General features: G+C 63.1%; 19 protein-coding genes and 1 pseudogene. 12 read left to right on the forward strand and 8 right to left on the reverse strand.

Annotated elements, in window-relative coordinates; translation table 11 throughout:
• Window positions 1–15 precede the first annotated feature (15 nt).
• Window positions 16–120, reverse strand: a pseudogene (locus AB4Y36_RS35040) (choloylglycine hydrolase); the annotation flags it as partial.
• A 151-nt stretch (window positions 121–271) separates the two neighbouring features.
• Window positions 272–697 carry a VOC family protein gene (locus AB4Y36_RS35045; RefSeq protein ID WP_368685419.1) on the reverse strand — a complete coding sequence of 142 codons (426 nt, stop codon included), beginning with the start codon at window positions 695–697 and terminating at the stop codon, window positions 272–274.
• A gap of 102 nt (window positions 698–799) precedes the next feature.
• Here AB4Y36_RS35045 and AB4Y36_RS35050 point away from each other — a divergent pair, with 102 nt between their 5' ends.
• The 12 genes from AB4Y36_RS35050 to AB4Y36_RS35105 all read left to right on the forward strand — a co-directional run bounded on the left by AB4Y36_RS35050 (window position 800) and on the right by AB4Y36_RS35105 (window position 11588).
• Entirely contained in the window at window positions 800–1693 is an 894-nt protein-coding gene (locus AB4Y36_RS35050) for a LysR family transcriptional regulator (protein WP_368685420.1), read from the forward strand.
• Window positions 1694–1749: 56 nt separating this feature from the next.
• Window positions 1750–2109, forward strand: a complete 360-nt coding sequence (locus AB4Y36_RS35055; RefSeq protein ID WP_368610299.1) for an alpha/beta fold hydrolase — start codon at window positions 1750–1752, stop codon at window positions 2107–2109.
• Window positions 2110–2243: 134 nt separating this feature from the next.
• Complete coding sequence (alr, locus tag AB4Y36_RS35060; protein WP_368685421.1) at window positions 2244–3365, forward strand: alanine racemase; 1122 nt, start codon at window positions 2244–2246, stop codon at window positions 3363–3365.
• A gap of 140 nt (window positions 3366–3505) precedes the next feature.
• Window positions 3506–4576, forward strand: coding sequence for a fatty acid desaturase family protein (locus AB4Y36_RS35065; RefSeq protein WP_368685422.1), 1071 nt, complete (start codon window positions 3506–3508; stop codon window positions 4574–4576).
• Between the two features lie 43 nt (window positions 4577–4619).
• Window positions 4620–4928: a non-heme iron oxygenase ferredoxin subunit gene (locus AB4Y36_RS35070; protein WP_368685423.1), complete on the forward strand. Its 309-nt coding sequence runs from the start codon at window positions 4620–4622 to the stop codon at window positions 4926–4928.
• Between the two features lie 177 nt (window positions 4929–5105).
• Window positions 5106–6338, forward strand: coding sequence for a SpoIIE family protein phosphatase (locus AB4Y36_RS35075; RefSeq protein WP_368685424.1), 1233 nt, complete (start codon window positions 5106–5108; stop codon window positions 6336–6338).
• A 14-nt stretch (window positions 6339–6352) separates the two neighbouring features.
• Window positions 6353–6916: a SiaB family protein kinase gene (locus AB4Y36_RS35080; RefSeq protein WP_368685425.1), complete on the forward strand. Its 564-nt coding sequence runs from the start codon at window positions 6353–6355 to the stop codon at window positions 6914–6916.
• Window positions 6917–6934: 18 nt separating this feature from the next.
• Entirely contained in the window at window positions 6935–7321 is a 387-nt protein-coding gene (locus tag AB4Y36_RS35085) for a DUF1987 domain-containing protein (protein ID WP_368618670.1), read from the forward strand.
• Window positions 7322–7370: 49 nt separating this feature from the next.
• Window positions 7371–8084: a GGDEF domain-containing protein gene (locus tag AB4Y36_RS35090; RefSeq protein WP_368602602.1), complete on the forward strand. Its 714-nt coding sequence runs from the start codon at window positions 7371–7373 to the stop codon at window positions 8082–8084.
• Between the two features lie 143 nt (window positions 8085–8227).
• The gene (locus AB4Y36_RS35095; RefSeq protein ID WP_342948903.1) at window positions 8228–9358 is read left to right on the forward strand and encodes a patatin-like phospholipase family protein; all 1131 of its coding nucleotides are present in this window, start codon (window positions 8228–8230) and stop codon (window positions 9356–9358) included.
• Window positions 9359–9585: 227 nt separating this feature from the next.
• Window positions 9586–10377, forward strand: coding sequence for a DeoR/GlpR family DNA-binding transcription regulator (locus AB4Y36_RS35100; RefSeq protein ID WP_368602556.1), 792 nt, complete (start codon window positions 9586–9588; stop codon window positions 10375–10377).
• Entirely contained in the window at window positions 10350–11588 is a 1239-nt protein-coding gene (locus AB4Y36_RS35105) for an MFS transporter (RefSeq protein ID WP_368685426.1), read from the forward strand. Before AB4Y36_RS35100 ends, AB4Y36_RS35105 begins: the two co-directional genes overlap by 28 nt.
• A 139-nt stretch (window positions 11589–11727) precedes the next feature.
• Here AB4Y36_RS35105 and AB4Y36_RS35110 read toward each other — a convergent pair whose 3' ends face one another.
• The 6 genes from AB4Y36_RS35110 to AB4Y36_RS35135 form a co-directional block, all read right to left on the reverse strand.
• Entirely contained in the window at window positions 11728–15375 is a 3648-nt protein-coding gene (locus tag AB4Y36_RS35110; RefSeq protein ID WP_368685427.1) for an ImcF-related family protein, read from the reverse strand.
• Window positions 15356–16552 carry a hypothetical protein gene (locus AB4Y36_RS35115; protein WP_368685428.1) on the reverse strand — a complete coding sequence of 399 codons (1197 nt, stop codon included), beginning with the start codon at window positions 16550–16552 and terminating at the stop codon, window positions 15356–15358. Before AB4Y36_RS35115 ends, AB4Y36_RS35110 begins: the two co-directional genes overlap by 20 nt.
• A gap of 83 nt (window positions 16553–16635) precedes the next feature.
• Window positions 16636–16896, reverse strand: a complete 261-nt coding sequence (locus AB4Y36_RS35120) for a PAAR domain-containing protein (RefSeq protein ID WP_368685429.1) — start codon at window positions 16894–16896, stop codon at window positions 16636–16638.
• A 25-nt stretch (window positions 16897–16921) separates the two neighbouring features.
• Window positions 16922–17395: a hypothetical protein gene (locus tag AB4Y36_RS35125; RefSeq protein WP_368685430.1), complete on the reverse strand. Its 474-nt coding sequence runs from the start codon at window positions 17393–17395 to the stop codon at window positions 16922–16924.
• A complete protein-coding gene (locus AB4Y36_RS35130) occupies window positions 17392–19806 on the reverse strand; it encodes a hypothetical protein (protein WP_368685431.1) in 2415 nt (804 codons plus the stop codon). Before AB4Y36_RS35130 ends, AB4Y36_RS35125 begins: the two co-directional genes overlap by 4 nt.
• A 4-nt stretch (window positions 19807–19810) precedes the next feature.
• On the reverse strand, window positions 19811–22183 hold the full coding sequence (locus AB4Y36_RS35135) for a type VI secretion system Vgr family protein (protein WP_368685432.1): 2373 nt from the start codon (window positions 22181–22183) through the stop codon (window positions 19811–19813).
• Between the last annotated feature and the right edge of the window lie 352 nt (window positions 22184–22535).

Here is a 22535-nt window from a genome sequence, read left to right on the forward strand (position 1 = left end):
CCACGATTAAGAATCCGTGCGCCAGATCGTCGACGAAAGATTCGGCATGTTGGGCGTGGTGATGCCGAGCGGCACGCTCACCGAGCGCATGAGGCTCATGACGCTCGCCACGCTGAGCAAGCTCGATCTCAAACCCGGCGCGCCCGTGATGAAGCTCACGATCGATTCGGGCCAGGTGTATTCAGGCGAGGTGGCGGGCAATGTCGTGGCGACGCCGTCGTTCAAGTTCATGCCTGCGCCGGCACCTTGATCGCCTCGCGGCCATTCACGCTTATTTGGCGAACAGCTGGCCGATGTCCTTGAAGGCCTTGAATTCGAGCGCGTTGCCGCACGGGTCGAGGAAGAACATCGTGGCTTGCTCGCCCACCTGCCCCTTGAAGCGCACGTAAGGTTCGATCACGAACTTCACGCCGAAGGTCTTGAGGCGCTCGGCCAGCGCCTCCCAGTCGCTCCAGCTCAGCACGACGCCGAAATGCGGCACCGGTACGTCGTGGCCGTCCACGGGGTTCGTGTGCGCATGGTCCTGCGAAGGCGTTTTCGGGTGCTCGTGAATCACGAGCTGGTGGCCGAAGAAGTCGAAGTCGACCCACTGCGCGCTGGAGCGCCCCTCTGCCAGCCCGAATACGCGGCCGTAGAAGTCGCGCGCGGCGGCGAGGTCATAAACGGGAATGGCGAGGTGAAAAGGGGAAAGCGACATGCGTGTCTCCACTGTCGTCGAAAGCGATCCCGCCATGGTAGACAGGCCGAAGTAAAAACAAAATCAATATATAATTTTCCAATACACAAATATTATTGATGAATGATACGCGAACTCAGAACCCTCGTTGCCGTGGCGAGAGAAGGCACGTTCGCCGCGGCCGGACAGAAGATCGGCCTGACCCAGGCCGCCGTCAGCGCACAAATGCAGCGCCTCGAGGCGGAGCTGGGCTTCGCGCTGTTCGACCGAGAGGGGCGCAACGCGCGCCTGAACGCGATGGGCCAGCAGATCCTCGCCCAGGCGCAGGAAGTCATCCGCCTCTATGAAAACCTGAGCTCGAGCGCAGCCGGCCCCGCAGCGACGGGACGCGTCACGCTCGGCGCAATCGCTTCCGTGCAGCGCGCGCTGGTGCCGGAGGCGCTTGGCGAATTCCACCGCCGCTGTGCCGGCTGCCGCACGCGTGTGATCCCCGGCGTTTCGATGGAGCTTCTCAATCTCGTGGATGCGGGCGAAATCGACATGGCGGCCATCATCCGGCCACCCTTCGCACTGCAAAGCGACTTGCGCTGGACCACGCTCGCGCGCGAGCCGTTCCGGCTCATCGTGCCGCGCCATGTGAAAGGCCACGACTGGGCCGAACTGCTGGCGACGCAACCCTTCATCCGCTACGATCGGGCATCGTTTGGCGGACGCCAGGTAGACCGCTTCCTGCGCCGCATGCACTACACCGTGCAGGACCTGAGCGAACTCGACGAACTGGAAGCCATCGTCGGCCTCGTTGCGAACGGCGTGGGCGTCGCGCTGGTGCCGCAAACGTCGGCGTGGCGGCGCTGGCCTGCCAAAGTGCGCGCAATCGATCTCGGGCAGCACACGTTCCACCGCGACGTGGGCCTCGTGCATCGCGCGCCGGGCACGCTGAGCGACCCAGCGCGCCTGCTGATCCAGCTGCTCGAATCGCGCGCCCGCGAGCAACAGCCAGCGGACGAGCCGCAATGAACCCATCATGCCTTGCAGGCCCACCGGAGAAACACACGTGAGCGCCCCCGAGATGCGTGACGAATTGCGGCTTCTCGAGCGCCGCGCGTACGGCGATGACGTCGGTCACGTCCGGCGGCATCGACACCGCGGCGCTCGGCGCGCAAAACTGGCGCGCGAGCGACACGAGCGCCTTCCCGGAGTGGTTCGTCTCGTTCCATACGGACCTTTCGAACCAGATCGCCAGCATCACCCAGCCGGCCCTGCTGCTTTGGGGCGACAACGATCCCTTGAGTCCCGTCGCCGTGGGCGAGCGGCTCAACGCCCTGCTCGCCAATTCCGCGCTGCACGTGGTGCGCGGCGGCGAGCACGATCTCGCGAGCGTCCACGCACAAGCGTTGGCGCCGCTCGTGGATACCCATTTGATGGCGGACTGACCGGATGCATGGCGGGGACGAGCGACAGTCGTTTCAACCAAATTCGTCGAAAAATACATTAAATATAACTGGACGAAAATCAATACGATTGCACAAACCACTAGACCGTCGCCGTCCAACCCACAGGAACGCCTATGCCGCGCCCCATCGTCGCCCGCATTCAACCCGACGCCATCCGTCACAACCTGCAGCTGGCGAAACAAAGTGCCGCCGGCTCGCGCGCCTTCGCCGTGATCAAGGCCAATGCGTACGGACACGGCATCGAGCGCATCTATCCGGCGCTCGCGGGCGCCGACGGCATCGCCCTGCTCGACCTCGATGAAGCCGTGCGCGTGCGCGAACTGGGCTGGACCAAACCCCTGCTGCTGCTCGAAGGCGTGTTCGAACCCGCCGACATCGAGCTGGCCGCAACGTACCGGCTCACTGTGGCCGTGCATTGCGACGAGCAACTCGATCTGCTCGCGGCAGCGAAGCCGCAGCATCCCATCGATATCCAGCTGAAGATGAATTCGGGGATGAACCGCCTGGGTTTCCGTCCCCATGCGTATCGCGCCGCGTGGGAGCGCGCACGCGCGATTCCGTCGATCGGCGCGATCGGCCTCATGACGCACTTCGCGAACGCCGACGACGGCCACATCGACTGGCAGCTCGACACCTTCGACGCGGTGGTGCAAGACCTTCCCGGCGAGCAGTCGGTGTCGAATTCGGCAGGCGTGCTCTGGCACCCGCGCGCGCATCGCGACTGGGTGCGCCCCGGCACGATCCTTTATGGCGCGTCGCCCACGGGCGTGGCGCGGCACGTGCAAGGCTTCGGCCTGCGCGCGGCCATGACGCTCACGAGCCGCATCATCGGCGTGCAAACGCTCGCGCCGCAGGAAACCATCGGCTATGGCCGCACCTTCGAGGTCGACCGGCCCATGCGCGTCGGCGTGGTGGCGTGCGGCTATGCGGACGGGTATCCGCGCCACGCGCCCACCGGCACGCCGATTGCCGTGGATGGCGTACGCACGCGCGTGGTCGGGCGCGTCTCGATGGACATGCTGACGGTCGATCTCACGCCGTGCCCGCAAGCGGGAATCGGTTCGAGCGTCGAACTGTGGGGCGACCACGTGCGCGTCGACGAGGTGGCCGAAGCGTCGGGCACCATCGGCTATGAGCTGATGTGTGCACTCGCGCTGCGCGTGCCGGTGGTCGTGGCCGACGGCGCGGATACGTCCCGCGCAGCGCGAACGAGCGGCGAGCGCGCAGCAGCCTGACGCCGCCGAAAAAGCTCGCTGACGAAATTTCGTCAAACTTCCGGTTGAGCCCCGGCCTTGCGTCACCTATTTTTGTGTTGACACGCGCAGCGCACCGCACGCCGCACGCCGCGCGCTGCCAACACTTCAAGGAGACACTCGTGGCCGACCAGGAGACTCACGCCTACGCGCCGCATCATGCGGACTACCGGCTCATCGGCGGTGCAGGCGAACGCGCGCGCGCAGCGGGCCTCGTCAACGCGGACTGGTACCGGTGCGCCGTGCCGCGCCCCGTGATGAAGCAGTTGATGCAGCGCAGCGACGCGCGCGCCATACGCGACACCGTGATCTGGTATGCGGCCATCGTCGCGAGCGGCGTGCTCGCCGGGTTCCTCTGGCACGCGCATTCGTGGTGGGCCGTACCCGCGTTTCTCCTCTACGGCACGCTCTATTGCAGTCCCGCCGATTCGCGCTGGCACGAAGCGGGTCACGGCACCGCATTCAAAACGCGCTGGATGAACGACGCGCTCTATCAGATCGCTTCGTTCCAGGTATTCCGCTGCGCGACGATCTGGCGCTGGAGCCACGCGCGCCATCACACCGACACGCTGGTGGTGGGCCGCGATCCCGAGATCGCCGCGCCGCGCCCTACCGACTGGCTCTCGCTCGCCCTCAACATCTTCGCGCTCAAGCACGCCTCGCGCGAGTTGCCGCGCATGATCTCCGCTGCGTGCGGACGCCTCGGCGCGGAAGAACAAAGCTTCGTGCCCGCCTCCGAATGGCCCAAGGCCATTCGCGAAGCGCGCCTGAGCCTGCTCGTGTACGCAATCGCGATTGGCGCCTGCATCGGCTTTCGCACCATCCTGCCGCTGCTTTATATCGGCCTGCCGAGCCTCTACGGCGCGTGGCTTTATCTCTACTTCGGCCTCACGCAGCACGCCGGCATGCCCGAGAACGTGCTCGACCACCGGCGCAACTGCCGCACGGTGATGATGAATCCCGTATTCCGCTTTCTCTACTGGAACATGAATTATCACGTCGAGCATCACATGTTTCCGATGGTTCCTTTTCACGCGCTGCCGCGCCTGCACGAAGTCGTGAAAACGGACATGCCGCCGCCTTATCGCAGCAGCCTTGCCGCCTACGCGGAAATCATTCCCGCGCTCGTGCGGCAAACACGCGACCCCTACTATCACGTGGCGCGCCCGGTACCGGGTCACGCCGAAGCCTGAGCCGTTGCGCACACAACGTTCAATATCAATCTGGAGACACTTCATGGCCCAATGGATCGACGCAGCCGCACTCGACGATATCGAAGACGAAGACGTCATGCGCTTCGACCACGGCGGACGCACCTTTGCGATCTACCGCGTGGAAGATCAGGTCTACGCGAGCGACGGGCTCTGCACACATGAACATGTGCACCTGAGCGACGGGCTCGTCATGGGCCATGTGATCGAATGTCCGAAGCACAATGGCCGCTTCGACGTGCGTGACGGCAAACCGCTTTGTGCACCGGTACGTGAGAAGCTCGCCACGTACCCGGCCAGGGTCGAAGACGGACGAATTTATATTGAAGTGTGATGCACCGAAACCTTGCAAAGGGAAGCGAAAAAAACGCGCAAACGTTAGCGTGGCACTCGCCGATCATTATGGTGTATTAAACAAGCCAACTTAGGCGCTTACTCTCGTCCATGTAACGAGAATGTCATAAATAGCCATTAGCGTGCTGATTCTCCATATTAATCGGAATGGATAGTCATGCACCCCGCGCTCGCGCAGTTTCGTCGTCCGGGTCTTCCCGTAGGCCCGCGCAGCGCCGGAGAACTGGCTCTGGAAGTGCCCGCCATCGACGCTTCGGATTCGAATTCTCTCGTCATGGAGATTTTCTATTCGAGGCGCGACATGGCCAGTCTCGCGGTGATCGAAAACGATCGCCCCATCGGGCTCATCAACCGCGATATTTTCATGTCGCAAATGAGCAAGCCGTTTCATCGCGAGCTATACGACAAGAAGAGCTGCATCGCGTTCATGGACAAGGAACCATTGATCGTCGACGCGGCCATGAGCATCGAGGCCCTCACGTTCAAAACCGTTGAAGTCGGCGAAAAGGCGCTGGTCGACGGTTTCATCGTGACGCGCGAAGGCCGCTTCGCTGGCGTGGGCAACGGCTTGCGCCTGCTGTCCATCGTCGCGGAGATGCAGGCGGAAAAGAATCGGCAGATCATGCAGAGCATTGAGTATGCGAGCGTGATCCAGCAAGCCATGCTGCGCGCCTCGCGCGAGACGCTTGCGACCATGTTGCCCGATGCCGCGCTCGTCTGGGAACCGCGCGACGTGGTGGGCGGCGACTTCTACCATTTCGCTGCGTTCGCCGACGGCTGGTTCGGCGCGGTGGCCGATTGCACGGGACACGGCGTGCCCGGTGCGTTCATGACCTTGCTCGCCTCGGCGTCGCTCTCGCAGGCCCTCGAGCAGATCGGCCCGCGCAACCCCTCCGCGCTGCTGGCAGCCGTCAATCGCAATGTGAAGGGCCTGCTCGGGCAAATCAACGGCGCGGGCGACGCCCCGCAGTCCAACGACGGCCTGGACGCCGCGTTCTTCTGGTTCGACGCCGCCAGCCAGGTGCTCCACTTTGCAGGTGCGCGCGTCGCGCTGCATGTATTGCGTGCGGACGCTCAACAGTTCGAAAGCATAGCCGGCGACCGCATGGGCGTGGGCTATGTCGACAGCCTCGCCGATTACACGTGGACCCAGCACGCCGTCGCCCTACCGCACGGCAGCCTGCTGTTCGTTTCCACCGATGGCCTGACCGATCAGATTGGCGGTCCGCGAAAAATCGCCTTCGGCAAACGCCGAACGCTCGACCGGATTCTCGCCGAGCGCGAGCACGCTTCTTCTTTCATCTGCGCGCGCTTGCTCGAAACCTTTGCCGAATGGCAAGGCTCGCAAGCGCGCCGTGACGATGTCACGCTTTTCTTCGCACGAGTTTGAGGTAGTTCACCAATATGTCTGGAATTCTGGATCAAAACTGCTGCTTCTTCGAAATCGCACAGAAGCGCAATTTGCTCTTCTATCACAAAGGCTATTTCTCGCACAGCATCGTCGCGGCGATGAGCGAGGTCGTCAAGCTGCAACTGGAAGTGGCGGGACTGAGCTCGTCCACGCGCAGAAAGATCTTCTCCTCGTTCATCGAGCTTTCGCACAATATCGTGCACTACTCGTGCGAGGCGCTATCGGAAGATCAAGGCCAGGGCGGCGCAATACGCGAAGGCGCGATGTGCATTTCCGCCGAAGGCGAGCGCCACCTCATGGTATGCGTGAATCCCATCGCCACGGCGGCCGTGGACGACTTGCGCAAGAAGCTGGAGCCGCTGCGCAACATGTCGATCGAAGAAATCAAGCAGGCCTACAAGATGTCGCTGCGCGCCGACACGCCTGCCGATAGCAAAGGCGCGGGACTGGGTTTTCTGACGATGGCGCGCGACGCCAGTGCGCCGCTCGAATTCGCGTTTCATCCACGCGAAGACGATACGGGCACCACACTGTTTTGCCTCAAGACCATCATCTGACCAGGGCACGCGTACATAATGGAAAACCTTTTTATCGCCGCCACGGCAACGTCGCCGGAAATCGACTTCCGCTTCGACGAAAACGTGCTGTCACTGCGAGGCGAATCGTATCCCGAGAATGCCGCCGCGTTTTATGCGCCGATCATCGAGCGGCTCAATCTCTGGCTCAAGGATTGCAAAAACGCCGCGATCACGGTCGAGGTCACGCTCACCTACTTCAACAGCTCGAGCACGAAAATGCTGTTCAGCGTGTTCGACGCCCTGGATCGCGCCGCGGCGGCGGGCAACCAGGTGCAGGTGAACTGGTACCGCGACGAAGAAGACGAAACGATCCTCGAATTCGGCGAGGAACTGCAAACCGACTTCACCGCAATCAAGTTCAATGATTGCCCGGTTGCAACGTGAGGATGCTTTGAGGACGACGCGCGTGGAAACGACTGGCTTGCGGGACGCAATGAAGGATCACTACCTCGACCTGTTCCGCAGCGAAAGCGAGGCGCTGGAGCGGGCCCGGATGATTGCCGAGGCTCCGGAGGCGTACGCGCACAGTCATCGCGAGGCGCTCATCGAGCTGATCCATCACTACGAGCGCCTGATGCGCGAAACGCGCCGCCTGATCGGGCGCAGCGATCGCGCCGAGCGCGAAATGCAGGCGCTCACGCAGCAACTGCAATATCGCGCGACGCACGACGCGCTGACCGGCGTGCTCAATCGCAGCGCCGTGATCGAACGCACGGTGAAGGCGCTGCGCGCGAATCGGGCGGTGATGATCCTGCTCGACATCGACGACTTCAAGAAGGTCAACGACGACTTCGGGCACCCGGCCGGCGACAGCGTGATCTCAGGCATCGTGAACTGCCTGCGCCGCATTCTCGGCGAGACCGGCATCATCGGACGCGTGGGCGGCGAAGAGTTCACGGTCGTCTTGCCGGGCTTCGACATCGCCGATGCCTTGCAACTCGCCGAGCGTATGCGCGAAGCCATTGCGAATCACGCGTTCCCGGCGCCGGTGTGTCGCGCCATTACCGCCAGTTTCGGTGTAAGCGACAATCCGGCCGGCACCGATTTCGACACGGCATACGGACTCGCCGATTCCGCGTTGTACACCGCCAAGCGCGGCGGCCGCAACTGCGTGACGTTCGAAGGGCAAATCGCCTCGGCAGGTTGAGGGACGGCGGCCAGTTGGGCCGTTGCCACGCAACGCTCGTCTTTTCCGAACGCCACTACAATGGTGCGGAGAAAACGGCGACGCGTATGAAGAATGCAGGTCACGAAGACGCGCGTCGGTCGAGCAAAACAGCGAGGCGATCGATGACAGCGAAGCAGCCGGCAAGCCTGGCATTGCCAGGGCAAGTCGTACTCGTGTTGCAGGGTGGCGGCGCATTGGGCGCCTATCAACTCGGCGTGTATGAGGCGATGCACGAAGCCGGCATCCATGTCGACTGGGTGATCGGCACTTCCATTGGCGCCATCAACGCTGCATTGATCGTCGGAAACGCTCCCGAGCACCGCTTCGAGCGTCTGGACGAATTCTGGCATCGCGTCACGGACCGCACCCGCCTCGACGTGGCAGCAACGTGGCCTGGCTTCGCGCCCGGCTGGGACAAGACGTTTGCAAAGCTGATGATCATCGGCGGCGGCATTGCCGGGTTCTTTCAGCCCAACCCGGTATCGTGGTTCGGTCCGCTCGCACATCTCGGCGTCGATCGCGCGTCTTATTACAGGATCGCCCCGCTGCGCGACACGCTCGTTTCCCTGGTCGACTTCGAATTGCTGAACGCCGGGCACCCGCGCCTTACCGTGGGCGCGGTAAACGCCCGCACGGGCGCGATGCGCTATTTCGATTCGCGCGACCAGCGCCTGAATGTCGAACACGTCATGAGCTCGGGCGCACTGCCGCCCGCGTTCCCGGCGGTGCGCATCGACGGCGAGCCGTACTGGGACGGCGGCATCTACTCCAACACGCCGGTCGAGGTCGTGCTGGACGACAAGCCGCGCCACAGCTCGGTGATCTTCTCGGTGCAGGTGTGGAATCCAGCGGGCCCCGAACCGCAAAGCATCTGGCAGATCGCAGAACGGCAAAAGGACATTCAATACGCGAGCCGCACCGAAAGCCATATCGCACGCCAGCAGCAGATCCACCGCTTGCGCCACGTGATCCGCGAACTGGCGAAGCGCGTGCCCGCTGACGAGCGCGACGCACTCGATGTGAAGGAACTGGCGGCATGGGGCTGCGAGACCACCATGCGGCTCATCAAGCTCGCGGCGCCACGACTCGACGGCGACGACCAGTTGAAGGACATCGACTTCACGCCGTCCGGCATTGCCGCGCGCCGACGCGCGGGCTACGAAGCCGCCATGCGCGCGATCGACGCAAGACCCTGGGATGCCCCGATGGACCCGATAGAAGGACTCAGCGTCTACAGCGCGGACGAAGAATAAAAGAAAGCGATAGAGCACGAAGCCCATATCGCCCCACTCTGGCGTGGTTTTCCGCGTTGCGCCGAGCCCGAGATATATATCCTGCCGACCACCCCTGATCGGGTGCGTGAAGCGATGCGCGCCGCACACTCCGCTGTCGGTTGCATCCATTTCCCGTTTACGATACTTTATGCTCGTTTTTGCTCGATTTGACGAGCAAGCCAACGAGCAAGCGGGAACCGAAACCCATGCAACGAACACGGCTGGAGGCCAGTGAAGGCCTGCTCCCCGACGAGCGCGAGCGCCTGATCCTCGAAACACTGCGCGCCGAGGGCCGCGTGCTGGCCACCGAACTCGCCGCGCAGTTCGACACCTCGGAGCACACGATCCGGCGCCATTTGCGCGACCTCGCCGAAGCGGGGCATTGCAAGCGCGTGTATGGCGGAGCGCTGCTCATCTCGCCCGCCAACAAACCCGCCTCCGTGCGCATGCGCGAGCAACTGCCCGCCAAGGCGCGCCTTGCGCGCGCCGCCGCCGCACTCGTCAAGCCGAACCAGGTAATCCTGCTCGACGCGGGCTCCACGAACGTCGAGATCGCTGCGGCCCTGCCCGAGAACGCCGGCCTCACGGTCGTCACCACTTCGCCCCAGGCTTGCGTGCGCCTGCTCGAGCGCCCGGGCATCGAAGTCATTCTGATCGGCGGGCGTGTGAGCGCACAGGCCGCGGGCGCGCTGGGTGCGACGGCGCTCTTGCAGATTCAGCAGATCAAGGCCGATCTCTGCTTTCTCGGCGCGTGCGCGCTCGATCCGTCCGAAGGCATCGCGGCCTTCGATGCAGAGGATGCCGAAATGAAGCGCGCGATGGTCGCGGCAAGCGGCCAGATCGCGGCAGCAGTCACCACGGAAAAGCTCATGACATCCGCGCCCTTCGTCATCGCGCCGTGCGCCTCGCTCGACTATCTGGTCGTCGATGCTGATGTGCCGAAGCTCCATCTGAAACAGCTGAAAGCCGCATGCGGCGACGTGACGGTGGCGCGATGAGGCCCCTGCGCGAACGCTACGCCGCCACGGCGGTCTTTCTGGCGAACGGCTTCGGCATTGGCGCGTGGGCCGTCGAGGTGCCGCGTGTGAAGGACAAGCTGCTCCTTGGCGACTCCCTGCTTGGCGTCGCTCTGTTTGCCTTCGCGCTCGGCGCCATCGTCGCCATGCCGCTTGCGGGGCGTCTCGCGCCGAAGTTCGGCAGCGGCCGCGCGACCGCCCTGCTCGGCGTGCTGTTCGTCGCCGCGTTTCCCTTGCCTGCGCTCGCGCCCAACGCGGCGCTGCTGTGCGCCGCGTTGCTGCTGCTCGGCGCGCTCAATGGCGCGCTCGACGTTTCCATGAACGGCCATGCCAGCGCAATCGAAAAAATCTGGCATGCGCCCATCATGTCGTCGTTTCACGCGGCCTGGAGCGCGGGCGGTCTGGCGGGCGCGGCCGTTGGCACGGTGCTGCAGAAAGCAGGATTCGGTGTGCTGAGCGGGCTTGCGCTGCCCGCCATTCCCATCGCCGTGCTGATCGTCGGCGCGGCGCTGTTCTCGCTGCGCGACGTAGGCACGCGCCCGGAGGCTGCGTCGGGCGGCGGCTTCGCGCTGCCGCAGGCGGGCGTCGTCAAGCTCGCCGCGCTCGCGTTCCTGTGCATGATGACCGAGGGCGCCATTGCCGACTGGAGCGCCGTGTACCTGCGCACCGCCTTGCCCGCTCATGCGGATAGCGCGGGCATCGGCTATACGTCGTTCGCGTTCGCGATGGCGGCCTGCCGCGTGGTGGGTGACGCGTTCGTACGGCGGCTGGGCGCGGTGCGCGTAGTCGCGCTGGGCGGCGTGCTTTCGGCTGCGGGCCTTGCCGCCGTGCTCGCTGCGCCGGCGCTCGCCACAGCAGTGGTAGGGTTCATCTGCGTCGGCATTGGGCTCGCCAACGTGGTGCCGGTGATCTTCAGCGCGGCCGGGCGTACGACCGATCCGCCCGTGACCGGCGTGTCGATGGCGGCGACTGCGGGTTATGCGGGCTTTCTCGTGGGACCGCCGATCATCGGCTTCGGCGCGGGACTAGTCGGGCTGCAACTCGCGCTCGGCGTGCTGGTGCTCGCGACGCTCGCGGTATGTTTTGCAGGTAGTCGTGCGGTTCGCGATGTCGATGCGTCGCGCGGCGAATCGGCAACGCATGCGCTGGTGCGCAAAGATTCGCGCGACGCCGATCGTATCGAGGCGGACTGACCTGCGTTCGCCCCGCGCATCGAATATCACCACAAGATCCGGATATCTCCACCCAGGCGCCCTGCGTAGCGCATCTCCCCAACGAATTTCGTCAGGAAAGGATTCGCCCGGTCGGCCGGGTACTTCTTCCACGGTCCGGTCATGGCTGCAATTCCGGGGGCAACGGTGGCAGGGACGGTAGTCCGGAGATCTGCCCGGCCCGGTCCGCTATGAAAATGCGCTCGGGCATCCGGAAGCCGCGCAGCTTGAGCAAGTCGAGCGGTCCGGCTCCCGCCTGCGTGCGCAGCACGTAGCGCAGCGGTGCCGTCTTGCCCTCAGCCCTATCGCTGGCAGTGCTGGCCGCTGCAGAGGCCGCGGAAGCGGCCTTCGCCGCGTCGCCACCTGCCCCGCCGTTCCAGACCAGCTCAAAGCGCGTATCGTCGAGCGGCTTCACGCGGGCCTTTTCAAGCATGCGCAGGAACGCCCAGTCACCTGTCGCGTCGAATGCGATGCGCGTGCCCGCATCCAGCGACTGCCAGTTCAACGACGCATGGCCGTTCAGGCCATTGCCAGGCCATGCCAGCGGCGACCACGCTTCGTGCTGATTGAAGTAGACGACCTGATGGCTGTCGACCGTCAGTTCCGTGCGCGTCACGGTGGGCGTCGGCTGCGGCATCAGCTCGAAGTGGTAACCGGCCTCGCCCTGCGCGTAGAGGCGGGCGCCGAGCGGACCGATCAGCCGCAGCATCGCGAGGAACCTCGGATCGAACTGCAGGGACTGCGGCGCGAGTTCGTTCGGCAGCCACTGGTCGCCCTGACGCTTGAGCACGCCGGCCAGCTCGATGTCGATGAAGCGGTTGATGAGTCCCGTGTCGGGGCGCACGTAGCGACCGAATTCGGCAAAGGACGCATCGGCACTTGTCGACGCGAATGGGTAGCGTGAGGCAAACGACGACTGGAACGGGGCTGCCACGGCAGCGCGCCATGCGTCGTTCAGGCTCGCGGCGGCGGGCTGCAGGACCGCCTGCCAGGCCGCATCGAGTGGCTGGACGAAGAGTGTCTGCCCGAAGCCTGCCCACTGTGCGCCCAGGCTCGCGGCGGTCAGCGCCGCATCGTCGCGCGCCTGCGACAGATCGGAGAGCTTGCCCTGGAAGATCGCCTGTGCGATCGAGCGCGCCATCGCCTGCGCGTCCGGGCTCTCCTGGATCTGCTGCAGTTTCAGGCGCACGGTCGTATCGGCGGTCAGTACGCGCGACAGGCTCACGCCGCTGAACGCCGCCGCATTTGCTGATCTGGCCGCGCTGCCTTGCCCGGCGGCGGCACTTCCATTGGCGTCACCCATCAGCGCCAGCAGCGGGCCAAACGTGCGGTCCAGCGGATTGACCACGGGAGCCTGCACCGGGTCGCTGTCGCTCCCGCCCAGCAGCCCCTGCGCCTTGCGCACCAGAGTGTCGGTCAGCGCCCGCGAGGGACGGCCTGCCTCGCCCTGGTACTGCACCGACTTCATGACCGCCAACAGCGGCGAAGTCTGCGCATCGGTCAGGCGCGTGAGCTGGTCGATCACGCCCGAGAAGCTGGTCGCAGGAATCCACTGGAAGCTGTTGAGCATGGCCGCCCAAGCTGCCGTGTAGTCCGTGAAATACCGGTCGCGCAGGCGCTTTCTCAGCTCGCCGGCATTCTTCCTTGCGTCTAGTGCAGCCTGCGCCGCGTCGACCGCGCCTTCCACGGCGGTGGCACTGATTCGGGCGGTCGGCTGGTCGCCGGCGAGCACCCAGTCGCCCTCGACATGCTGTCCTTTCACGGCGTCGTCGATGGCCTTTTCGATCACGCCCTCCCACGCTGCACGCGTGAAGATGCCCGGCACCGTCTGCGCGGTCGTCAACAGACCGTGCGCGTCCGCGCCAGCGAGCAGCGTCGCGAGGGAGACATCGGCGTACTTGCCGCGCGCCTCATCAAGCACACGCTGGTAGAGCACATCATCGCTCGCGGCAAGGCCGATCTGGTTCACGAGGGTCGAGCGCATCTGCGTGACGAGCTGCATCGATGCGTTGATGCGCCACTCCGGATGCGCCTTCAGGTGATCCGACCAGAACCCGGCGAGCTGCTGCGAAGTGTCAAGCCATTCACCCACGCGCATGCCAGCCACGGCGGGCCAGACCGCCAGCATCTGCGCCTTCAGGAGAGGCGCGTAGGTGCGCGCCGGGGTGGCGAGCATCAGGTACGCCTTGAGACGGTCGTACGCGAGCTGCTGCGCGTCGTGACTCTGCTGTTCGTCGGCGCGAACCTGCGAAAGCTGCGCGAGTTGTCCTTCCAGCGCCTGCACGACCGGCTGGCGCAGGTTGCGGGCGGCCACGTTCTGGTAGGGCCGCCACAACGCAGCGAGCAGGTCGTCGTTGCGCGACAGGCCAGCGCGCAGGTACCACGGCGCCCCATGCTGCTGGCGATATTCGAGCATCGCGATTTCATTCTGCAGCGCGAGCTGCGCGAGCAACGCGCGCGGCGTGCCGGGCGTATCCGCGAGCGCCTGGGCTGCGGTCGTTTCTGCATCCTTGACGAGTGCCCGGTTGCCCAGCCCCGAGATCACCATCAGCATGATCCACACGATGGCCCCGATCACGACGCACCACGCAAGCACATCGGGCCAGTGCAACCCAGCGCGGCGACCTCGATAGTTCGGCATGGAGACCGCAATCTGCTGCCACACCGGCAGCAGGGCACGCGGCTGCTCGCGTGTCACTTCGGCCGCCGGCACCGCGGTCGCGGCCCCGGCGGGTGCGTCGTCACCATCATTGGCCACCGGCACCGGCACGACGGTCGTCCCCGGAAAGACCGGTGCGAACAGGACACCCGCCAACGGCGCGCGCAGCCAGTTCGAGGTGGCGAGTGCGCGCAGGTTTCCACCAATCCGTTCAGCGTGGTCGCTAATGTACTTCGAAACTTCCATCAGCCAGGTTGCCTTCTCCCGCGTATAAAGGCGCACGCCAGCGTCCGCCGACCATTGCTCGACCGTGGTCAGCAACCCAGGCGCTCTGGTGGCCGCCTCCTGCGCCTGCCTGCACGACTCGTTCGGCATGAAGGCACCGACCGCGTCGAAGCGTTCAGAAAGGCTACCCTTCGTCTCGACCGGATGCAGGAACGTGACGGGCGCAGCCCAACCAAGCGCGGTCGCGATGCCCGAGAGCGTGCGCGGCAATTCGGTATCCATATCGTCTGCACGCGCGACATGCACCACGCCATCGACCGGACGGCGACGCAGCTTGCGGATCTGACCCAACCACTTCGCCGCCTCGATGCCGTCCGGGCAGGCGTGCACGAGGAACGTTTCGCGCACGTGCATGACGCCCGCCTGCTTGAGTCCCGGCGCGACCTGTTCAATACGTTCGTCCGTGCCGTTCACCAGCAGCCAGCGCAGGCGACGTCGCCAGCGCCAGCCGTGCGAAACCCGTAGCTCTTCGTACACGTGCTGCAATCGCGCATCGCGCTTGAGCGGCTTCGCAGCCTTCGTGCGGTCGCCGGTTTCAGAGCGGAACAGTCTGGCAGACCCGCCGTATGCGCCCGTCGATACCGCGAACAGATGGATGATCACGACGACAATCAGCACCATCGGGATACTGATCAATAGCCGCGTGCGGGGTGCGCCATCCGCGATGCCAAGGCGGTCATTCCCGAACCAGACCAGCAGAAGTGCGGCGATGGCGAGGACGAGCGCCGCCAGGGGCATGCCCCAGATCGCCGCTCGGCTGGAAGCCGGTTTGCTGGCGACGGATTCGGGCTCCATGTTCTTCAGATTATTTTGGGGCGTCATCATGCGTGGAAGCGTTGGTTTGTTCTGTGGGTTTGACGTAGAGGATGGCTGACTGCAGGCCATCGACAATCAGTTGCGGGCCTTCCGTTGCGCCGGCCTCAATGGCAGCCGCAATCGCCAGCAGGCCGCTTGCCGCGCCCACGTTGCCGACAATACGATCGAGCCGGCGCTGTGCAGCGTCCTTCGACGCGACCTGAAAACCGGCGGCGGCGAGGGCGCGGTCGCAGTGCTCAACCGGGCGCGTGATCCAAGCGCGCGTCACCGCTGCGGTCCTGGCCTTGCCCCAGATCGCGGCATTCGCAAAACCGTACCCGGCCTCAGCATCGCTTGCCTGGACTGGACGGTGCAGCGCAGCCTTGTGGCGGACTTCCGGCGGGAGCCTGAAGTAACCCGGATCGAACAGCACGGCGGCACAACCTTCGGAACAGCCTTCGTCGATGGCATCGTCGTACCAGGCTGCGGCGACCGCGAGAAGCGGACGGCTCGCGCGCTCGTCGAGCCACCCGTCGGCTACCAGCAGACCATCGATCGCGGGGACGGCCTGAACATCGAGTGGCGGTAGGGCGGCCAGCCGCAGTACCTCCCGAAGCTGGGCCAGGCGCAGGGCCGCAGTCTCCGCCCCGGCCAGCACGCGTACCTGCGGCCAGTACGGCTTTTCGTATCGGGTCAGCGCCTGCATATTGCTGACCAACGGTTCAAGCGCAACACGGATCATCTGGACAGCAGGAGCAACCTCCACTAGCACGCCTGCGTCGCCGCCCTCGCTTTCCTCTTCTCCCACCACGGGCAGCCCGGCCAACAATGGGTCATGGTCCTCAAAGCGGTTGCAAAAAACCTTTCCCGAGCCGTGTCGGGCGCTCTGCATCTTCAGGAGCGACTGTTTCGCCGCAAGAGCTTCGGCAAGGGATTTGCCCGCCAGTGGCAGGCAATACCCAGCACCGACTACATGCAGCGGGCGCTGCGCGAGCCGGATTTTTTCCGCAAGCCAGCGGTCGCGATGATGGTTGCGCCAGTACGCGCGATACCACAGGACCTCATAACCTGCCCGGGCAAACCCGAGCAGAACCAGGAACGCGCCGTTCGGTGCCCCGAACATCCAGTTCCAGAACTCGAGGCCACGCGCAGGTTCACTCTTCGGCCACGAAAGCAGCACGAATACCGGACCGAACACGTTACACATGAACCACGTCACCGCCCATGGCCAGAAACGCATCCTGGGCGGATATCCGCTGGGGCGTCCAGCGGGGGAAAGATCGACCGGCATTACTCGATGTTGAAATTCATGAGTGACGAGAGCAGACGGCAGCCGCAGGCGCAGCGGTAATGATGGAAGGCAACCTCCTTGCCGTCGCGATCGGGAAATTTGGCGTAGCCCTCATCAATAGTGGTTGGCCCGTGCTGCTCGCAGATCGCGTCGTCGCCCTTGCGGGCTAGCGGAAGACCCATCACCTCGAACCACGGTGAGCCGCCTGTGACTTCGCCACCGTGTTCGAGTTTGTCGCCTTTACGGATAGGAGATTGCATAGATTAGTCAGGCCTGTCGTCGATTTCAGTTATGTATAGGTACGGTGCGCGAGAAAATAAATGCTTGGCCATTCCAAAAATATTGATTCATCGAATAGTCCGGATTATCTGGATCGCTGACACTGTACTCAAGAATCATCGGTATTCCGGCCTTGTTGACCTGGACCTTGACGCCGGTTCCATACGAGATAAATTGGAATGCGTAGTCGCCATTTCTTTCCGCGAATACGCCGGTGTAGGAGTTGGTCGCCGTCAAGGTCGGCTCAACTAGACACACCGAGAGGACTTGTCCGTGGAAGCGCTCTTCATATCGTTGAAATTTCAACCCGGCCTTGAAATCCACCATGGAGCACGAGTCGCTTGCGCCACAGATAAATTTTTGCATTTCCGCGTCTGCGTACAGCTTTTCTGCCATCTTCGAGCGTTGCGCCTCAGTCCCGCAGGCGCACGCCAGCTGGGAGAAGCAAAGCAAGACAATCAGGATGAAAATATTCTTCATGGTCGCTGCTTCTCCAGCGAGACTTGAATCGTATGCGTGGTCGGAATGTATCTTTTCTTCGGATGGTGCGTAACAGGGTCGAAGACGGGCTGGCCGTTCGCGTCCAATACAGGCTCCATCGCCGAATTTCTCCGCCAGACAAAAGAAATCTGTTCCGAGGACCCACCTTCAATCAAATCCAGCAGGATGTATTTGATGTAGACAAACGACTGCAGCCGATGGTCGAGGCCATTCACGTTTTGATTGGGCACATTGCCATTGGTGGACTTGGACGCTTGCACTGCTGTATCGATCTGCAGCCCACCTGCATCGGTTGTCTTAATGGTGTTCGTTGCCGTGGCGGTCATTTTTCTGCAGGTCCAATACAAGGCGGCGCTGTCGGCACAGTTATGCCGGTTGAACGTCGTATTCGTATCGGCCATCAATACATCTGGGTTCCACTTGATACTTGAAAATTTTGCAGGAACAGACGGATCAGCCGGAAACTTCCTGAATTCACCGTACTTTGAGTAATTCGGCATGTGCGTCAGCTGAATCAAGCCTCGCCCATAGTAGGGACTATAGGGCTTGTTCTCGCCGTGGTACTCACGCACGGCCTTCAGCCACCCGGATTCCTCCATCAATTGCGCAAGGAAATGGGTTGCCCTTTCCTTTGTCGAACTGATGCGGTACTTGCGCAGTGCCAAGTTAAACTCCGACTTCCAGGCGTCGCCTCGCGCCAATGCATCATTCCAAGGGCGTGTTGTCGCCACAAATTGCGTTCCGTGAAGTGAAAACACCGACCGCGGGACGCATTGCGCAATTTCCTCGGCAGCGAACCACTCGCACTTTCTGAAATGCCGGATAAATGTCAGCGGATGGAAAAACCAGAGTGGCTGCCCAGCAAGCGGTGTCTTGTCCAGAAACTGAAACTTGCTCAGGAATTCGCTGAATTTGGTGTACCCATCGGGGTTGGTATCTTTCTGCTTGCCAAAGAAACCATACGGGTCGTTCAGGTCCTTGTACCGTTCCGCGTTGTTGGATGGATCCCACTCGCTTCGCGCCTTGAACACCATTCCCTTGAGCTTCTCGTCCACGCCATCTGTGTTCTGCACGTAGCTGGCAAGCCGCAGGTTGATCTCATTGCTATTGTTTGGATCGGCTTCGAGCGGCTGCGCCGATGGCAGCGAATCTTGAATGCCGGTCAACCCACAAAGCGTGGCGTAATCACATCGCCCGGCATCGTTGAACGGCGTGTTGTCACCGTCGACCTTTTGCCAACCCGTGAAGAACGGGAAATCCGCGTCGGACAGCTTCTTGATGGCATCCGGCGCAATATTGACATAGCCCAGCGTGCCGTTTTCGTCGAGCGGCACCGCGATCCAGGTGGCACAGGCTGCCCCGGTCAGAGTCGGATGGTCCGAGAGAATGCGCCCGAACCGCAGCATCTCATAGCCATCGCTCGGACACACCGGATAGAGGGCCATCGCGCGTTCATACAGGTCATATTCGTAATGCTTTTGGGCGTCGTCATAAGGGTCCGCAATGGGGGCGGGCGTGAGCAAGGTCTCGTTGCCACTGCCACCCCTATCGATCCACGCGCGCGTAAAGCGCTGCCCCTTGTTGAACCATGCCTCGACATAGAGTGTGTCCCCTGCGCCAAGCGAGCCGCCCGGCACTCGGGGAAACCACTTCTCATCCACGCCGGCCGGTTGCGGATAAAATTCCTGCGGGCCGGAAATGACGAAGTAGCTGCGCCCCCAGTAGTCGCTGGTGTTCGGCTGAGTCGCTTTTTTCACCCCGATCTCCACCTTGTCGAACCAGGCCGTGAAATCGCCGTCCGCCATGAAGATTTCGAAGTGCAGATGCGCCACGCCCTGATGCTGGCCGACGTAGCCGAGCATGTCCTTGCGGTACACTTTTTTTGTGCCGCCCATCTGGACCGCCCCATCCTTGCCCCCTGCCGTATCGAGCAGCCATTTGGGTAGCGCGTTTGCCGACCCAGTCTGCGGCGGATCGTTAGGCTGGGGCACGATGTGCTCCTGGCTGGTCATGTCCAGCAAGTGCATGTAGAGCGAGTAGTACGTGATCGTGCGCCCGTCGCCAGTGTCGGTCTTGTGCCGCAGTAGTACGAAGCCGGCATTCGAATTCAGCACCGGCTGCCCGGTCGTCGAATCGGTCGTGCCGTCCGAGATGGCGTTCTTGCAGACCCGGTACGCCACAACATCCCCATCAGCGATCGCGCGGACAGGTTCCGTCTGCTCACCCGGGTTCAGATGGATGGCGCAATGAGAACGCCGGTCGAAGGTGACCGGCCAGGCCCCGTGATGGCCGATCTCGAACTGGTCGATGAGGTCCATCATGGGGTCCGGCTTCGACGCGTCGCTGGCCGTCAGGCCCGACGCCGGAAGAAAGGGAGGGCTGATGATCATGGCTTCAATGAGATGACGAATACGTGTCTGAAATCTTCAGACTGCTTTTCGGCAGGATGGGCAATTGCGCCGGCAGGTTATCGGGGCCAACGAACGTGAACGAGCCTGCCTTGATGGTGAACGCCCCGGGACAATGGAACGTCATGTTGCCGTTCTCGATCACGAGCGAGCCCCCGCCGCTGTTGAGCGCGATCTTCGTTTTCGCGGCCAGCTGAATGTCTGCGCTTTCGCTGGCCATGCGTACCTGCTGCTTCGCGAACAGGTCCATCCCGTCCGTCAGCGCCGAGGCCGTGAACTTCCCCTTCGCGGCGGTGAGATTGATACCGAGCCTGTGCGCGCACAGCGAGATCATGTCACCCACCGCCATACGCAGGCGCTTCGCAATACTCACGTCCAGGTCCTTGCCCGCGGTCACAATCACGCTTTCGCCGGCCGAGTGCTGGAGCGATTTCGCCGTCACGAACGCCATGCCGCCGGGCGCGCTCGCGAGCAACCCCGCGTCGCGCAGCTGGTTCAGGCCGTCGAGCAGCGCCGACTGCGCGGCACGATCGGCCGGATCGCCCCCGGCCTGCGTCGTTGCCGCAGCGAGGTCCGTCACACGCTGCAGCGCGGCCTTGAGCTGGGCGACGGCGGCAGGCATCTCAAGGTGCGGCGTATCCGTTCCGGCTGCAGCGTCCGCCGTGAAGAACAGACCCTTCGCCGCCCGCACCGCTCCCCACCCCTGGGTCGTCGCCTCAAACCCGTTCCCGCGAGGAAGCTTTCTGCTGTTAAGCAGATATCCCTGGTTGAAGGCCGACTGGCTGTACACAGTCGCAATGCGTGCGCTCTCCTTGCCCTGCAGATCATTAAAAACGACCTCTGCGCCGAGCAATGGCGAGCGCCAGATGGCATAGCTATACAACGCATCGGTGCCCCTAACCGGATCGCGGTGGGCGTAGTCGTGCAGAGCGCCGGTGATATGCATGCGGTCCACGTCCGCATGCGCGGCGTCCAGCAGCACCTCAGTCCCCGGTAGCAGCGGCGCGTGCAAACCGCCCTGATCCGATGACGACACACGCACCAGGCGCAGCTTCAGCAGTTGCCGGTCGGTGTTGCCCGCACCCTGCAGGAACTTCGGCAGAACGGGATAACGACCGTGCTCGTCCATACAGCCGTACGGCGTCGAATCAAAAGTTGTTACAACGCCTACGACGGGACCTTTCAGAAAACGCCAGTCCCGCTCGAAGTCGAAACGAGGCCGGTACGTCAGATGCGCGGGCATCGCCTTGAAGCGGGCGTGTGCAGGTGTCGTGCGGCTGCCTTTCATGACCATCGACGTGATCACGAACCCGTATTCGGCGCGCGGCACCTTCACATTGGTCGTCTTGACCACGACGCCCGGCGCAACGCCCAAGGCGTTCGTCGTACCGGAAAGCGTCACCTGCCGCGCGATCTGTTCGTCGCGCCGCATCTGCGTGAGCGCCTCTCCTTGCCGCTGTGTCAGGTGGAACTCCGCGCTGCGGCTGACCTGTCCGAACACCGAGCGGTCGCCTGCTTCACTTGAGACGTTCGCCGTCGCCCGTAGCGGATCGTCCGGCGTGCGGTAGTTGCGCTCATACAGCTCAATCGTGGCGGGCACGAGGGTACGCGCGTCATTGAGCGACAGCACCGCTTCGTGGCACCCGGCCGAGAGGCCCGAATCCGCGATGAGCGGAACCTCGACCGAACGAATATAGGCACGCGGATTATTGGCAAAGACAATCGTATCGAGCTGGCCACTCTTGCCGCGCCCCTGCTTGTAGAACCAGAAAACGCCCTTGCGGCGGCAGTGTCGGGTGATGAAGCTCCATAGGGACTCCTCATACATCACCACCTGTTCCATCTTCTCCAGCAGCCCTTCGATCTGGAATTCCACGTCGAAGGCGTCGAAGTTTTTGCGGTCGACCAGTGCCTGCCGGATCATCTCCTGCAGCGTCACGTCCTTGAAGGTATCGGACTTGATGATCCGCTTGCAGAGAGCGGCAAAGCGCGGCTCGATGCGCAGCCGGTAGGTGGCTTCGTCGCGACTTACGCCGATACGCTCGATGCGCGTGATCACGCCGTTGAAGGTAGCTGCTTCATGATCGACGGGTTCGACATAGCTGACCGAGGGCACCGCCACGCGTTCGTCGATCTGCAACCCCGCGCGCCGTCCGACGTACTCTTTGCCGTCGAGATCGAGCTGCGACGAGGTCACCGTCACATCTGCCGTATAGTCCTTGCAGAATCCCCCGCGCACCCGGAACTTCACCACATCGAGGTCGTGTTCGAGAATCCCGACCCAGACCCGCAGACGCTGGCTCAGACGCGCGCTCGGGTGGCGCAGAGCATCGGTAAAGCTTTTCGTCACAGCATTCATTCACACATCCCATTCCGGTTGAAAGGCACGAGGTCAGATCGTTGCTTTCGCAGCTATCGGCACCGAAATCTAGGGGTGGGAACGGAAACGCGTCAATCATATTGAACGGAGACGTCGGAATTAATCAACGGTTATGTCAAACAATGACAAATTTGACTCATCTCATTTTTCGAGATGCGATTGAGCGGTAATGGCTGCGCAATCGAGTGAAAGGGGGAGCCTTTCACAAGTTCCCCGGGTAGAACAGCGATTCGGCGAGAGCGCGCCGCCAGTTCGCCCCTTCAGGACAAGAGTCCGCGCGTCGCCTTGTGCTCCGGCACGGTCAACACGTGCAGTAATCGCTATCCGCGAT

This window comes from Paraburkholderia sp. BR10936 (genome assembly GCF_040965735.1).
GTDB classification, from domain to species: Bacteria; Pseudomonadota; Gammaproteobacteria; order Burkholderiales; family Burkholderiaceae; genus Paraburkholderia; species Paraburkholderia nodosa_A.

Excerpts from the sequence above, each read along its gene's own strand:
- AB4Y36_RS35085 (WP_368618670.1), top strand. The coding sequence starts at position 6,935 with ATGGAAAACCTTTTTATCGCCGCCACGGCAACGTCGCCGGAAATCGAC.
- AB4Y36_RS35070 (WP_368685423.1), top strand. The coding sequence starts at position 4,620 with ATGGCCCAATGGATCGACGCAGCCGCACTCGACGATATCGAAGACGAA.
- AB4Y36_RS35095 (WP_342948903.1), top strand. The coding sequence starts at position 8,228 with ATGACAGCGAAGCAGCCGGCAAGCCTGGCATTGCCAGGGCAAGTCGTA.
- AB4Y36_RS35135 (WP_368685432.1), bottom strand. The coding sequence starts at position 22,183 with ATGAATGCTGTGACGAAAAGCTTTACCGATGCTCTGCGCCACCCGAGC.
- AB4Y36_RS35115 (WP_368685428.1), bottom strand. The coding sequence starts at position 16,552 with ATGTGTAACGTGTTCGGTCCGGTATTCGTGCTGCTTTCGTGGCCGAAG.
- AB4Y36_RS35130 (WP_368685431.1), bottom strand. The coding sequence starts at position 19,806 with ATGATCATCAGCCCTCCCTTTCTTCCGGCGTCGGGCCTGACGGCCAGC.
- AB4Y36_RS35080 (WP_368685425.1), top strand. The coding sequence starts at position 6,353 with ATGTCTGGAATTCTGGATCAAAACTGCTGCTTCTTCGAAATCGCACAG.
- AB4Y36_RS35050 (WP_368685420.1), top strand. The coding sequence starts at position 800 with ATGATACGCGAACTCAGAACCCTCGTTGCCGTGGCGAGAGAAGGCACG.
- AB4Y36_RS35125 (WP_368685430.1), bottom strand. The coding sequence starts at position 17,395 with ATGAAGAATATTTTCATCCTGATTGTCTTGCTTTGCTTCTCCCAGCTG.
- alr (WP_368685421.1), top strand. The coding sequence starts at position 2,244 with ATGCCGCGCCCCATCGTCGCCCGCATTCAACCCGACGCCATCCGTCAC.
- AB4Y36_RS35090 (WP_368602602.1), top strand. The coding sequence starts at position 7,371 with ATGAAGGATCACTACCTCGACCTGTTCCGCAGCGAAAGCGAGGCGCTG.
- AB4Y36_RS35105 (WP_368685426.1), top strand. The coding sequence starts at position 10,350 with ATGCGGCGACGTGACGGTGGCGCGATGAGGCCCCTGCGCGAACGCTAC.
- AB4Y36_RS35045 (WP_368685419.1), bottom strand. The coding sequence starts at position 697 with ATGTCGCTTTCCCCTTTTCACCTCGCCATTCCCGTTTATGACCTCGCC.
- AB4Y36_RS35110 (WP_368685427.1), bottom strand. The coding sequence starts at position 15,375 with ATGATGACGCCCCAAAATAATCTGAAGAACATGGAGCCCGAATCCGTC.
- AB4Y36_RS35100 (WP_368602556.1), top strand. The coding sequence starts at position 9,586 with ATGCAACGAACACGGCTGGAGGCCAGTGAAGGCCTGCTCCCCGACGAG.
- AB4Y36_RS35075 (WP_368685424.1), top strand. The coding sequence starts at position 5,106 with ATGCACCCCGCGCTCGCGCAGTTTCGTCGTCCGGGTCTTCCCGTAGGC.
- AB4Y36_RS35120 (WP_368685429.1), bottom strand. The coding sequence starts at position 16,896 with ATGCAATCTCCTATCCGTAAAGGCGACAAACTCGAACACGGTGGCGAA.